This is a genomic window from Hyalangium ruber (assembly GCF_034259325.1).
GTDB lineage: Bacteria > Myxococcota > Myxococcia > Myxococcales > Myxococcaceae > Hyalangium_A > Hyalangium_A rubrum.
The window spans coordinates 186,495-199,282 of record NZ_JAXIVS010000005.1; the positions used below are offsets into that span (position 1 = coordinate 186,495).

Sequence of the window (12,788 nt, forward strand, 5' to 3'; positions counted from 1 at the left end):
TAACAAAGGCCTCGGGAGCATGCGGAAATCTTTCGCCCCGCCACGAACACCGGGTCGCCCTGGTACGCCGGACCTGTTATCAGGACGCACCGTGACGTCCTCCTTTTCGGCCGAGTGGCTCCGCGGTGATCCCCGCGCGCTTGCCTTCCTTCCTGATCGCTTCCGCCACAAGTCTGCCCGCGCGGAGGCCGTCGCCGCCGCAGCTTCACGCACCGTGTCACCTGCCCTGCTCGAGGCGCTCGTGGCCCGCAACACGCGCCTCGCTCCCAACCCCGCGCGCGAGCGGAACCTGGAGCTGCTGTCTCGCCCTGGCACCGTCGCCGTGGTGACGGGCCAGCAGGTCGGGCTGTTCCTCGGGCCGCTCTTCACGATCTACAAGGCCGCCTCCGCCATCGTCGCCGCCAGGACCCTCGCAGAGGAGACGGGTCGCCCCTGCGTGCCTGTCTTCTGGCTGCAGACCGAGGACCACGATCTCCCCGAGATCGATCACTGCTTCGTCCCGCGCGGCACGGGCACGCCACTGCGCCTGTCCCTCGAGCTCTCCGACGCCGCCACCTCGCGCATCCCGGTCGCCCACCGCCACCTGGACGAGGGCGTCACCCGCGCGCTCGCGGCACTGAAGGCCGAGCTGGGTACCCAGCCCCACGCGGGCGAACACCTGGAGTTGCTCGAGCGCGCCTACCGCCCCGAGGCGACGCTGGCCGACGCCTTCGCCGAGGTCCTCGCCTCCGTCTTCGCCGACGAAGGCCTGGTGTTCCTGGACCCGCGCGATCCGCGCGTCTCTCCGTTCGCCGCGCCCATCCACCGCCGGGCCCTCGAGGAGGCCGCCGCCATCTCCACCGCGCTCGCCTCGCAAGGCAGCGCCCTCTCCGAGGCGGGCTTCTCCGAGCAGGTCCACATCCGCCCTGGCTCGCCCCTCGGCTTCTTCTCTCCGGACGGGCTCGAGGGCGCGCGCTACCGCCTCGATCCCGCCGCCTCCCCGGGGACCTGGAGCCTCGTGGGCCACCCGGACAACCGCTTCGTCACCACGGCCGAGCTGCTGACGTGGCTGGAGCGGGAGCCGCTGCGCTTCACCACCTCCGCGCTGCTGCGGCCGATCCTCCAGGACACCCTGCTGCCCACGGCGGCGTATGTCGGCGGCCCGGGAGAGATCGCCTACTTCGCGCAGCTCGCGCCGCTCTATGCACACGTGGGCCTGCCCATGCCGCTCATCGTGCCGCGCGCCCGCTTCCGCGTGCTCGATGACCGGACGCGCGGCCTGCTCGAAAAGCTCGGCCTCTCCCCGGACGAGGCGACCGCGCCCCGGGACGAGCTACTGGCCCGCCTGGCCGCCCAGGCCGCCGGAGAAGGCTTCGACCCCCCCGAAGCGGTCGAGGCCCGCCTCATGGGCACCCTCGCCCCCGAGCTCGCCCGCCTCGGCCAGTGCATGGCCGCCCTCGACCCGAGCTTCGCCCACGCCATCGAGCGCACCGAGGAGAGCGTCCGCACCGCCCTCTCCCGCCTCGTGGCCAAGTACGGCCGGGCCCTCGGCCAGCGTGACCAGGTGACCCTGGAACGGCTGGACCGCCTGCGCGCCTACCTCGCTCCCGAGGGCACACCTCAGGAGCGCTTCTATGGGCTGCCCTACTACGCCTGCCGCTTCGGAGCTCGCGCCTTCACGCGCATGGTCCTCGAAGCCTGTGAGCCCTTCTCCGGAAGCCTCAAGGACCTGAGGCCATGAGCCCGACCGAGCCGGGGTACGGCCTCGACGTCCTCGCGTTCGGTCCGCACCCCGATGACGTCGAGCTGTTCTGCGGCGGGCTCCTGGCCCGCATGGGGGACCTCGGCTACCGCACCGGCATCATCGATTTGACGCGGGGCGAGAAGAGCTCGCGCGGCACGCCGGAGACCCGCGCCGCCGAGACCGAGGCCGCCTCCCGCGTGCTGGGGCTCTCACTCCGGGAGAACCTGGGCCTGCCCGATGGCTGGGTCTCCCCATGGTCCGGCTTCGATGCCCCCGAGGAGGAGCGCACCCGCAACGCGCCCGTGACGCGGGTCGTCGAAGTGCTGCGCCGCCTGCGTCCCGAGCTCGTCCTCGTCCCCTGGGAGCAAGAGCGCCACCCGGACCACGAGGCCACCAGCGCGCTGGTGACACGCGCCCTGTTCTTCGCCTCCGTCCGACGCTTCGAGACCGAGCCCCCCAGCGCCCCCTTCACCCCGCGACAGGTCCTCTACTACCCCCTGCGACACCTCGCCGAGCCGAGCGTCATCGTCGATGTGACGGCGGCCTTCGATCGAAAGATGGCGGCCATCCGCTGCTACGCGAGCCAGGTGGAGCCGCGCCCAGACGGCCCCCAGACCCTGGTCGGCTCACCCCTCTCGCTCTCCTCCATCGAGGCGCGGGACCGCTTCTATGGCGCCCACATCGGCGTGGCCCACGGCGAGCCCTACGTGGTGCGAGAGACCCTGGGCCTGGCCGATCCGATCGATCATTTTCGCAGGAATAGCTTCGCGCGGCCCCTGTTCTTCCCCCACCGCCGATGACCGACCGCCTCAACCTGGCCATCACCTGCTTTCCCACCTTTGGCGGCAGCGGTCTGATCGCCACCGAGATCGGCCTGGCGATGGCGGAGCGCGGCCACCGCGTCCACTTCATCGCCCGGGATCTGCCGGTCCGCCTCCGAGGCAAGGGCCGACAGGTGCTCTTCCACGAGGTGACCGAGAGCGACTACCCGGCGCTCCAGAACTCGGGCACCTACCCGCTGGCGCTCGCCTCCAAGATGATCGAGGTGGCCCAGTACGAGAAGCTCGACGTGCTGCACGTCCACTACGCGGTGCCCCACGCCACCGCCGCGTGGATGGCGCGCGAGGTGCTCGGCGACAAGGCGCCGCGCATCGTCACCACGCTCCACGGCACCGACACCACACTGGTGGGCATCGACCCCAGCTACCTGCCCATCACCCGCTTCTCCATCCTGCGCAGCGACGCGGTGACGACGCCCTCGGCGTTCCTCCGGCGCGCCACCTGGGAGGGCTTCGGCATCCCGGAGTCCGTCCCCATCGAGGTCATCTTCAACTTCGTGGACACGCGGCACTACGCGCCGAACCGCGATCGCACGGCCCTGCGCACGCTCTTCCCGGACCTGGGAGACACCGAGCAGGTGCTCATCCACGTGTCGAACTTCCGGCCCGTCAAGCGCATCCAGGACGTGGTGTCCGTCTTCGCCGAGGTACACCGCCGCTTCCAGTGCCGGTTGGTGATGGTGGGCGATGGGCCGGAGCGCTCCCCGGCCGAGCGCCGGCTCCGGGAGCTCGGCCTGGAGGAGCGCGTGGCCTTCGTGGGCAAGCAGGAGCAGTTCGTCGAGCTGCTCGCCGCCTCCGACGTCTTCCTGCTCCCCAGCGAGCAGGAGAGCTTCGGCCTCGCCGCGCTGGAGGCGCTGAGCTGCGGCGTCCCCGTGGTCGCCAGCCACATCGGCGGCGTCCCGGAGCTGGTCGATCATGGAGAGACCGGGTACCTGGCGCCCGTGGGCGAGGTGGCGACCATGGCCGCCCACGTCCTCACGCTGCTCCGGGACCGGGCCCGCTGGGACAGCTTCTCGCGCCGTGCGCGCGAGCGCGTCCTCGAGCGGTTCCAGCTCGCGCCGGCCATCGACCGCTACGAGGCGCTCTACCGGCGACTCGTAGCGGGGGCCGACGGCCGCTGACTACTTCTTGTCCTTCCAGTCCGCGAGGGCCTTGGCCACCGCGTCCTTGAAGAAGAAGTTGGGCGCCTTCTGGCCCAGATCCCACGCCACCTGCGCGTGCTTGCGGGCCTCGGCGTAGTTGCCCTTCTTCGCCAGCAGCTCCGCCTTGATCCAGTTGTTGTACCAGTTGGAGTCGATGGCGATGGAGGTGTCCGCGTACTTCAGCGCCAGGTCGAGGTCCTTCGAGTTCTCCGCCACGTAGCTGGCCGCGCTGATGTGCGGGCGCCACGCGTTGTCCAGCGCGTTCTTGATGTTGGCCTGGGCGTGCGCCGCCGTGTCGGCCTTGATCTGCACCGAGACGCGGGTCTTCTCCCACTCCAGATCGAGCGAGGTGTCGTTATCGGTCGTGTTGGAGAAGATGTACGTCAGGCGCTCGCGGTTGGGGATCTGCGCGGTCGTCGCGGCCACGCGCACCACGTCATTGCTGGCCTCGTACTGCTTGCCCTGCCACAGGCCGAGCTCCTTGTTCAGCGCCACCTGCCAGCCCTTCTGGCCGGGGAAGGCGACGATGACGTAGGTGCCCGCGGGGACGGGCTTGCCACCGAAGGTCACGTCCTTGCTGAAGGTGATCTTCGTGGAGGCGTTGGCACCGGCGCGCCAGGGCTTGTCCCAGGGAACCAGGTCGCCGTAGACCTTGCGGCCCTTCACGCCAGGGCTGGAGTAGTCGACGGTGATGTCGGTGACGCCCACCGTCTGCGTCACCTTCGCCGCCGGGCTGGGGGCCGGCAGTTGGAGCTGAGCCGAAGCGGGCAGCGAGATCAGCGCCGCGAGCACCGCTACCAGGCTTCCGAGAGCAACGTTCTTCATCGTCGTCCTTTCTGTTCGAGGAAATGTGAAAGCGGGCGCCTCTATAGACCGAGCCAACCGACCCACCAAGCGTTTCACTCTCGGGAGGAGACCAAGGGAGCAGCTGTCCTAATACCCCATCCAGGCCGCGCGGCTCCGCATCCCAGGTGCTCCCGTTCCCTGGCACTCCCGAGCCCCGGTTCGGCGCTCCCCGAGCCTTCTCACCCCGTGGAAGCACTCTTCTCTCCTGAGAATGCCCCGCTTCCCCAGGTGTCGCCCCGTGAACCGGCACCCCGGCTGCAAAGGCTGACAAGTGATGGCGTGTCCCCATTGGGCGGGGCACGTGCGGCATGCATGGGGGTCGGACGTGGGTAGGTGGAAACGAGGAATGCGGTGGGCGGCGTGCGTCGCGGCGATAGGTTTTCTGGTGCGCTGCGGCGGAGGGCTCGGGACAACGGAGGGCTACACGGAACAGCGCTGGGGCGTCGAGGAGGTGCGCACCTTCGCGCCCGTCGCGGACGCGCGAGTCGAGGCGGGAGCCCCAAGCCAGAACTTCGGCGGCTCCAGTGTGCTCAAGGTGGATGGGTCACCGGAGTACGCCAGCTACCTCCGCTTCGAGCTGAGCGGACTGAGCGGCACCATCAGCCACGCGAAGCTGAGGCTGTACGCGACGGATGCGACCGCCAACGGGCCCGCCGTCTATACGACCGGCTCTGGCTGGCAGGAGGGCTCTCTCACCTTCGATTCCAAGCCCGCGCCCCAGAGCCTGCTGTCCAACGCGGGCGCGGTGGCGGCGAACGCCTGGGTCGAATGGGATGTGACGGCCGCCGTCCAGGGCAACGGCACGGTGAGCTTCGCGGTGCGGCCCACGGGCGGGGATGGCACGGTGTTCCACTCGCGTGAGGCCTCCACTGCCTCCCTGCGCCCCCAGCTCGTGGTGACGCTGAACACCGGCTCGGGGAACTGCACGGTGCAGCGGCAGGAGCACACCGTGCTCGCCACGGACAGCATCAGCGTGGCGGGAGAAACGCCCACGGTGCCGTCGGGCACCACCTCCGTCCTCGAGGTGGATGGCTCGCCGCTGCGGGCCTCCTACCTGCGCTTCACCGTGCCGGACCTGGGCAAGCCCGTGGTCGGCGCGCGGCTGCGGCTGTTCGCCGTGAACGCCACCTCCGACGGCCCGAAGGTCCACGCGACCGCCAACGGCTGGTCGGAGTCGACCGGCGTGACGTGGAACACGCGGCCGGCCAACACCAGCGGCGCGCTCGCGGACACGGGGACCGTGGGGAACGAGACCTGGGTGCAGTACGACGTGGGCAGCGCGATCCAGGGAGCCGGGGTGTACAGCTTCGGGCTCATGGCCGATGTGACGGACGGCGTGGACTTCGTCGCCCGCGCCAGCACCCGCACGGAGGCCACGCCGCGCCTCATCCTCATCACCGAGCAGCAGGTGTGCTCCGATCCTCCGGATGGGGGCACGGGCACGCCTCCGGACGGAGGCACGGGCTCTCCCGACGCGGGCACCCCGCCTCCCACCAGCGGCGACTGGACGTTCTACGGCACCGCGCAAGGCGCTCCCCGCTACGTGTACGGCGTGAGCGCCGACCAGGGAGGCAACATCTGGGTGGCGGGCGGTGAAGAGGGCCTGTTCGTGCTCCAGCAGGGCCAGACCCAGTTCCGCCGCTTCACCATGGCCGATGGCCTGCGGCCCTACGGCTACATGATCGACGGCAGCGCCCCGACGGGAACCAAGTACCTGAAGGTCATCTCCGTCGCCGGAGGCCCTCCGGGCGTCGCCTTCGTGGGCTACGAGGGCAAGAAGCCCGCTTCGGGCATGCCCACCTGCGAGGACGAGTGGGATCAGGCCTACGCCGCTGGCCGCCCTCCGGACGCGAGCATCTACAAGAGCGGTGACGCGGACCGCGTGACGCTGACCCCCACCGGCATCCAGGTGGTGCATTACGACTTGTCGACGGGTCCCAACAAGGTCGCCGCCGAGCCGCGAGGGCGCGAGAAGATCTGCAACATCCTGCGCATCGCCTACGACCCCGTGACGAAGAGCGTCTGGTTCGGCGCCAACCACGGCTTCTCCTGGGGCAAGTCGGACTTCGCCGGCTACAGCTGCGCCCCAGGGACGTGGGACTACGGCTGCGCCGGAGTGATGGAGCACGTCCACCCCGCCATCAACGCGTGGAACTCGGACGGGACGCGCGCGGTGCTGCTCACCGACGCGTACTACGGCGTCTCGGTGGCCTCCAACGGAGACGTGTGGTTCGGCGGCGCCAACCGCTCCACCCGCTTCCGCTATGGCACCAACGGCAGGAACTACTGGCAGGCCCAGGTGGAGACCGAGGGCAGCAACTACATCTGGAACCGCCTCGACATCTGGCCGGACGCCGTGGGCGAGCCGAACATGCCCACGAAGGCGCAGCGCGTAGACGACCATGTGTCGGGCATGGCGGTGATGAGCGACCAGTCCGTGTGGGTGGGCAGCTTCACCCTGGGCCTCGCCCAGCTCAGCTCGAGCGGCCAGCGCCTGCGCACGCTGTCGACCGAGCTCGTCGACGGGCACGGGTACGTGTCGGCGGTGGCCGGAGATCCGCTCGATAACAGCGTGTGGGCTGGCGCCAGTTGGGGCGGAGGCTTGAGCCGGGTGCGCGGCAACACGGTGCTGCACTACGGCAGCGGCGTCCTCCCCAGCCACCTCATCTGGATGCGCATCTCGGACATCCAGGTGGACCGCTCGGGCACGACGCGGCGCATCCTCGTGGGCTTCGAGGGCACCGCCAGCACTCCCGGGTCCATCGGCGTGTACCACGGGCAGTAGACCCCAGCGCGGAAGGGGCCGAGGCATCCGCGAGCCTCGGCCCCACCCTGCCCTCGAAGCGTCACGCGATCCGGGATAGCTTCCCCAGGACATGAATCGCCCGACCTGCCTTGGAACCTGCGCGCTGCTCGCGGCGCTGCTTCTGTCCGGACTCGCCTCCGCCGAGGAACCCGAGGTGCCCGAGTATGCGGAGGGCTGGAAGCAGACCTGGCTGGAGGCCAAGAAGAACGGCTCGCTCCAGCTGACCGGCAAGCTCTCCACTCCCTCCATCAGCCCCGGCACCCAGGAACTGTTCGCCGTCCTGGAGCTGCGCACGGTCGACTTTCCTCCGGGGGAGCGCGCCCCGGCGAGCGTGGCGCTGGTCATCGATCGCTCCGCCTCCACCGCGGGCCGTCGCCTGCTCATCGCCAAGAAGACCGCGCTGGCGCTGATCTCCGGCCTGAGCGAGCGGGATCAGCTCGCCATCGTCCTGGTGGGCAACGCACCCGAGGTCTTCCCGCTCCAGCCCGTGACGGCCGAGAACCGCGAGAAGATGAAGGCCTTCGTGGAGGAGGCCCAGGCGCTGGGCCGCAGCGATCTCTCCGGAGGCCTCGACGAGGCCATCGCGACGCTCAACAAGAACAAGGAAGGGGACTTCTTCCGTCAGGTGATCCTCTTCAGTGACGGCCAGGCCACCGAGGGCATGGTGGACGCGGTGGGCCTGGCGCAGATCGCCCGGGATATCCGAGAGGACCACAGCATCCACGTGAACACCGTGGCCATCGGCGAGGACGCCAACCTGGAGCTGATGGCGGGGATGGCCAAGGAGGGCTGGGGCTTCGCCGCCAGCATGAACGACTCGTCCGAGGTGGAGCGGGTGGCCAAGCGGCAGCGGTGGCAGCTCATGCAGCGCGCGGCGGACAAGGTGGTGCTGCGCGTGAAGCTGCCCTCCACGGTGAGCATCGTGGACGTCCTCGGACATGAGTCCTCGCGGCAGGGAGACACCCTGCTGATCCCCGTCGGCGAGCTGGGCCCCGGAGAGGTGCTGCGCACGATCCTCCAGCTGTCCACGACCAACACCGGCAAGCAGGCGCGCCCGCTCGAGATCGCCCAGGTGGAGCTGCAGTACGAGAACGCGCTCACCGAGCGGACCAAGTCGCAAGAGCTCGCGCTGAAAGCCGAGTTCAAGCCCCAGAAGAGCAAGGCGCCGCCGGAGCTGGACACCGAGGCCCTCCAGCAGGTGACCCGATCGCTCCTGACGCGACAGCTGGCACGCGCCACGGAGACGGCCGCGGAGGGCGACGTCCCAGGCGCCACGAAGCTCCTGGAGGAGACGCGCGGCACCCTGAAGCGCCTGAGCACCCAGGGGAAGTTCGACGTGGGCGAGGAGCTGGCCATGCTCGAGGCGAAGAGCCACGAGATCGCCCCGAAGCCCGCCGCCAAGAAGAAGAAGCGCTAACGCAGCCCCATCGCGAGGAGAGGTCCGTGAGCGTCACGACATTCGAGAAGCCGGGGGCGAAGGTCCGGCTCGATGACATTTCCGAGAAGCCCCCGAAGAAGCTGACCGAGGAGGAGGCCCGAAAGGAGTTCGACAAGCTCGGAGAGGAGCTGTTCGACCTCCAGGACCTGCTCTGGGGCGCGCGCCAGCACTCCGTGCTCGTCATCCTCCAGGGCCGGGACAGCGCCGGCAAGGACGGCGCCGTCAAGCACGTGGCGGGCTTCCTCAACCCGCGCGGCGTCCATGTGACGTCCTTCGGCGCGCCCACGCCCGAGGAGCTGGAGCACGACTTCCTCTGGCGCATCCACCGCCACGCCCCACGCAAGGGCGAGTTCGGCATCTTCAACCGCTCCCACTACGAGGACGTGCTCGTCGTGCGCGTCCACGATCTCGTGCCGAAGTCCCTCTGGAAGGAGCGCTACGATCACATCCGCGACTTCGAGGAGCTGCTCGCCGAGCACGGGACGATCATCCTCAAGTTCTTCCTCCACATCAGCCACGACGAGCAGAAGAAGCGCCTGCTCAAGCGCGAGGAGGATGCGCGCAAGTCCTGGAAGCTCAACGCCGGCGACTGGGAGGACCGCGAGCACTGGGACGACTACACGGAGGCCTACGAGGAGGCCATCTCCCGCACCGCGTCCAAGCACGCGCCGTGGATCATCGTGCCCTCGGACACCAAGTGGTACCGCAACCTCGTGGTGGCGCGCTCCATCGCCGAGGCACTGCGGCCTCACCGTCGGGACTGGCAGAAGCACCTGGACGCCGTCGGTGAGGCCAAGAAGGCGGAGCTCGCGAGCTACCGCAAGAAGAAGAAGTGAGCCCTGTCGACTACTGGGGCGGCAGGGACTTGCGTACGCTCTCGCGGGCCTCCATGCGCGCCACCCAGGCCTTCACGTTCGGGTAGGCCTCGAAGTCGAAGCCCATGGGGGTGCGCAGCTGCAGGCTGGACACGAGCGAGAAGTCGGCGATGGAGAGCTTGCCGCAGAGGTACTCTTTGCCGGCCAGGGCGTTCTCCAGGACGGCGAGATCGCGGCGAACCTTCTCCATGCCCGCGGCGTACTGCTCGTCGTTCTTCTCGCGGCCGATCATCTTGACGTACACGGTCTGCATCATCACATCCGTGGTGGAGGGCGACAGGGTCGTCGCATGCCACTGCAGCCACTGGTGCATCTGCGCCAGGCCCTTGGGATCGGTGGGCATCAGCCCGCTCTCGGGCTTCTTGGCGGCCAGGTAACAGAGGATGGCGTTCGATTCCCAGAGGTGAAGTCCGTCGTCCTCGAGCACGGGCACCTTGCCGTTGGGGTTCTTCGCGATGAAGTCGGGCATCTTGTGCTCGCCCTTGGACATGTCGATGGTGACCATCTCGCAGGGCAGGCCCAGCTCGTGGATGAGCGCGCGGACCTTGAAGGCGGCAGAGGAGAACGGGTGGTGGTAGAGCTTCATGGGACCTCCAAAGGGTTGATGCCTGAAAAGGCGGCCTACCATACGCGGAGGAGCCTGCTTTCGGCCATGGACCGGCTGTAGGCTCCCCGGCCTTTTCACGGGCAGAGGGGTACACATGAAAGCAGCACGCTTCGCGGCCTTTGGCGCACCCTTGGAGGTCATCCAGGTGGTGGATGAGGATCCTGGTTCCCTGGCGCCCGGAGAGGCGCTCGTGGAGGTGCTGGCCACGCCCATCCACCCCTCGGACATCGCGACGATCGGTGGACTGTACGGCGTGCTGCCGAAGCTGCCGGCGGTGCCCGGCAACGAGGGCGTGGGCCGCGTGGTGAAGGTCGAGGGCGAGGCGGCGGTGAAGCCGGGAGACACCGTCTTCCTGCCCCTGGGCGCGGGCACGTGGCGCACGCACATCAAGACCAAGGCCCAGCGCCTGCTGCCCGTTCCTCCCGGAGCGAACCTGCACCAGATGGCGATGCTCTCCATCAACCCGCCCACCGCGGAGCTGATGCTGCGGGAATTCGTCAAGCTGGAGCGCGGTGAGTGGCTCATCCAGAACGCGGCCAACTCGGCGGTGGGTCGCAACCTCATCTCGCTGGCGAAGCTCGAGGGCATCAAGACGATCAACGTGGTGCGACGCTCGGACGTGGCGCAGGAGCTGAAGGCGCTGGGCGCCGACGTGGTGTTGGAGGACGGGGAGGACCTGCCCAAGCGCGTGCGCGAGGCGACGGGAGGGGCTCCGCTGAAGCTGGCGATCGACGCGGTGGCGGGCTCGGCGACCTTGCGACTGGGCGAGGCGGTGTCGCCTGGGGCCACGGTGGTGAACTACGGCTCGATGAGCCTCAAGGCGCCGAGCCTCTCGCCGGCGGCGCTCATCTTCAAGAACGTGACGCTGCGCGGCTTCTGGCTGGTGCATTGGATGAACACGACGCCGCGCGAGGCCCAGATGGCGCTCATGTCTCGGATGGCGAAGCTGGTGATGGACGGCACGCTGAGCGTGCCGGTGGATGCCACCTTCCCGCTGGAGAACATCCACGAGGCGCTGGCGCGGGCCATCTCGGGTGGGCGCCAGGGCAAGGTGCTGCTGACTCCGGTGAAGGCCTGAGAGACGAGGAGAGATTCCATGCCAGGACGAGTCGAAGGCAAGGTGGCGCTGGTCACGGGAGCGGCGTCGGGGCTGGGGGCCGCGGCGGCGCGGATGCTGGTGCGCGAGGGCGCGCGGGTGGCGCTGACGGATGTGAACGAGGAGGCGGGTCAGGCGCTGGCGAAAGAGCTGGGCATGACGGCGCGCTTCTGGCGCCTGGACGTCACTCGGGAGGAGGACTGGGTGGCCGTGGTGGATTCGGTGCTCGCGACGTTCGACCGGCTGGACGTGCTGGTGAACAACGCGGGCATCGGCATCGCCAAGGACGTGGAGGCGCTGAGCCTTCAGGAGTGGCGCCATGTGAACGCGGTGAACCTGGATGGGGTCTTCCTGGGGTGCAAGCACGGCATCCGCGCCATGAAGCAGTGCGGCGCGAAGGGCTCCATCATCAACATGAGCTCCGTGGCGGGGCTGGTGGGGGCACCTTCCCTGCCTGGCTACTGCGCGAGCAAGGGCGGTGTCCGGCTGCTGACCAAGTCGGTGGCGCTGCACTGCGCGAAGCAGGGCTACGGCATCCGCTGCAACTCCGTGCATCCGGTGTTCGTGGACACGCCGATGGTGGACTCGCTGGCGAGCCTGAAGGGCGATCCCGCCGTGGGGAAGCAGCACATGGCCAAGAACATCCCGATCGGCCGACTTGGAGAGCCGGATGAGGTGGCCTACGCCATCATCTACCTGGCCTCGGATGAGTCGCGGCTGATGACGGGCTCGGAGGTCATCCTGGACGGCGGCGCCACCGCGCAGTGAGCGGAAGCCTCACTCGGCCCGGCACGCTGGGTCGAGCAGCTCCGGCCGGTACTCGAAGTGCATCGTGTCGTAGTGGTACCAGCGCCCTCCCCAGATGAAGCCCTCGGCCTCGAACGCATCCACGATGACCTGGGGGATCTGGTTCGCCCACTTCACTGGGTGCTTCGGCTTCGCCCACTCCCAGTAGTGTGAGCGCGTCACGTTCAGATCGATGGACACTCCGTAGGAGTGCGCGCTCTGGCGGTTCGTGTTCGCGATGTTCCGCCAGTTGAATGTGCCTCCCACCTTCGTCAGGTACGGCCGCAGCGAGGGCTCCTGCTTCAGCACTGCCTCGAGCCGCTTCTCCACCCGCGAGAACACAGGCGCGACCTTGCGATGCACCTTCAGCTTCTGGCCCAGGAATGTGATGTCCACCACATCCACCTGCTCCTGGGTGGCTCCATAGGCCGCGTGGAACAACGGATCGAAGCGGATACGCCCTGGGTCCTCGTTCTCCCGCGTCACGGGCGCGATGGGGCCCGTGCGGTAGGGAATGGAGAAGGTGTCCTCCAAGTCAGCAGCTTCGAGCTTCTCCTCGAAGGACTTCGCGCGCCCGTCATCGAACGGGTACGACTTGCCGTCGGGCAGCCGCGCCATCCATCCCCCCTC

The 12,788-nt window shown here is 68.8% G+C and carries 11 protein-coding genes; 8 read left to right on the top strand and 3 right to left on the bottom strand.

Annotated features, from left to right (window positions below; all coding sequences use genetic code 11):
* The first annotated feature begins 19 nt into the window (after positions 1 to 19).
* From bshC to bshA, 3 genes are read left to right on the top strand one after another with little or no spacing between them, the layout of a single operon-like run.
* Positions 20 to 1,720, top strand: a complete 1,701-nt coding sequence (gene bshC, locus SYV04_RS16400) for a bacillithiol biosynthesis cysteine-adding enzyme BshC (RefSeq protein WP_321546727.1) — start codon at positions 20 to 22, stop codon at positions 1,718 to 1,720.
* On the top strand, positions 1,717 to 2,523 hold the full coding sequence (gene bshB1, locus SYV04_RS16405) for a bacillithiol biosynthesis deacetylase BshB1 (protein WP_321546728.1): 807 nt from the start codon (positions 1,717 to 1,719) through the stop codon (positions 2,521 to 2,523). Before bshC ends, bshB1 begins: the two co-directional genes overlap by 4 nt.
* The gene (gene bshA, locus SYV04_RS16410; RefSeq protein WP_321546729.1) at positions 2,520 to 3,683 is read left to right on the top strand and encodes an N-acetyl-alpha-D-glucosaminyl L-malate synthase BshA; all 1,164 of its coding nucleotides are present in this window, start codon (positions 2,520 to 2,522) and stop codon (positions 3,681 to 3,683) included. The genes bshB1 and bshA overlap by 4 nt, the downstream gene beginning before the upstream one ends.
* Here bshA and SYV04_RS16415 read toward each other — a convergent pair whose 3' ends face one another.
* Entirely contained in the window at positions 3,684 to 4,529 is an 846-nt protein-coding gene (locus SYV04_RS16415; protein ID WP_321546730.1) for a DUF2911 domain-containing protein, read from the bottom strand.
* Between the two features lie 367 nt (positions 4,530 to 4,896).
* Here SYV04_RS16415 and SYV04_RS16420 point away from each other — a divergent pair, with 367 nt between their 5' ends.
* The 3 genes from SYV04_RS16420 (at position 4,897) to SYV04_RS16430 (ending at position 9,630) form a co-directional block, all read left to right on the top strand.
* Entirely contained in the window at positions 4,897 to 7,335 is a 2,439-nt protein-coding gene (locus SYV04_RS16420; protein WP_321546731.1) for a CBM96 family carbohydrate-binding protein, read from the top strand.
* A gap of 91 nt (positions 7,336 to 7,426) precedes the next feature.
* Positions 7,427 to 8,773, top strand: coding sequence for a vWA domain-containing protein (locus tag SYV04_RS16425; RefSeq protein WP_321546732.1), 1,347 nt, complete (start codon positions 7,427 to 7,429; stop codon positions 8,771 to 8,773).
* Between the two features lie 26 nt (positions 8,774 to 8,799).
* Entirely contained in the window at positions 8,800 to 9,630 is an 831-nt protein-coding gene (locus tag SYV04_RS16430) for a PPK2 family polyphosphate kinase (RefSeq protein WP_321546733.1), read from the top strand.
* Between the two features lie 10 nt (positions 9,631 to 9,640).
* On the opposite strand, the gene SYV04_RS16435 is transcribed toward SYV04_RS16430, so the two are convergent.
* The gene (locus SYV04_RS16435; protein WP_321546734.1) at positions 9,641 to 10,255 is read right to left on the bottom strand and encodes a glutathione S-transferase family protein; all 615 of its coding nucleotides are present in this window, start codon (positions 10,253 to 10,255) and stop codon (positions 9,641 to 9,643) included.
* Between the two features lie 115 nt (positions 10,256 to 10,370).
* On the opposite strand from SYV04_RS16435, the gene SYV04_RS16440 reads away from it, so the two are divergent.
* Together SYV04_RS16440 and SYV04_RS16445 are read left to right on the top strand one after the other, a co-directional pair.
* Entirely contained in the window at positions 10,371 to 11,354 is a 984-nt protein-coding gene (locus SYV04_RS16440) for a zinc-dependent alcohol dehydrogenase family protein (RefSeq protein WP_321546735.1), read from the top strand.
* Between the two features lie 18 nt (positions 11,355 to 11,372).
* Positions 11,373 to 12,140, top strand: a complete 768-nt coding sequence (locus SYV04_RS16445; RefSeq protein ID WP_321546736.1) for a glucose 1-dehydrogenase — start codon at positions 11,373 to 11,375, stop codon at positions 12,138 to 12,140.
* Positions 12,141 to 12,149: 9 nt separating this feature from the next.
* Here SYV04_RS16445 and SYV04_RS16450 read toward each other — a convergent pair whose 3' ends face one another.
* Positions 12,150 to 12,776 carry a M15 family metallopeptidase gene (locus tag SYV04_RS16450; protein ID WP_321546737.1) on the bottom strand — a complete coding sequence of 209 codons (627 nt, stop codon included), beginning with the start codon at positions 12,774 to 12,776 and terminating at the stop codon, positions 12,150 to 12,152.
* Positions 12,777 to 12,788: the final 12 nt, after the last annotated feature.

Excerpts from the sequence above, each read along its gene's own strand:
- bshB1 (WP_321546728.1), top strand. The coding sequence starts at position 1,717 with ATGAGCCCGACCGAGCCGGGGTACGGCCTCGACGTCCTCGCGTTCGGT.
- SYV04_RS16420 (WP_321546731.1), top strand. The coding sequence starts at position 4,897 with ATGCGGTGGGCGGCGTGCGTCGCGGCGATAGGTTTTCTGGTGCGCTGC.
- SYV04_RS16425 (WP_321546732.1), top strand. The coding sequence starts at position 7,427 with ATGAATCGCCCGACCTGCCTTGGAACCTGCGCGCTGCTCGCGGCGCTG.
- SYV04_RS16440 (WP_321546735.1), top strand. The coding sequence starts at position 10,371 with ATGAAAGCAGCACGCTTCGCGGCCTTTGGCGCACCCTTGGAGGTCATC.
- SYV04_RS16415 (WP_321546730.1), bottom strand. The coding sequence starts at position 4,529 with ATGAAGAACGTTGCTCTCGGAAGCCTGGTAGCGGTGCTCGCGGCGCTG.
- bshA (WP_321546729.1), top strand. The coding sequence starts at position 2,520 with ATGACCGACCGCCTCAACCTGGCCATCACCTGCTTTCCCACCTTTGGC.
- SYV04_RS16450 (WP_321546737.1), bottom strand. The coding sequence starts at position 12,776 with ATGGCGCGGCTGCCCGACGGCAAGTCGTACCCGTTCGATGACGGGCGC.
- SYV04_RS16445 (WP_321546736.1), top strand. The coding sequence starts at position 11,373 with ATGCCAGGACGAGTCGAAGGCAAGGTGGCGCTGGTCACGGGAGCGGCG.
- SYV04_RS16435 (WP_321546734.1), bottom strand. The coding sequence starts at position 10,255 with ATGAAGCTCTACCACCACCCGTTCTCCTCTGCCGCCTTCAAGGTCCGC.
- bshC (WP_321546727.1), top strand. The coding sequence starts at position 20 with ATGCGGAAATCTTTCGCCCCGCCACGAACACCGGGTCGCCCTGGTACG.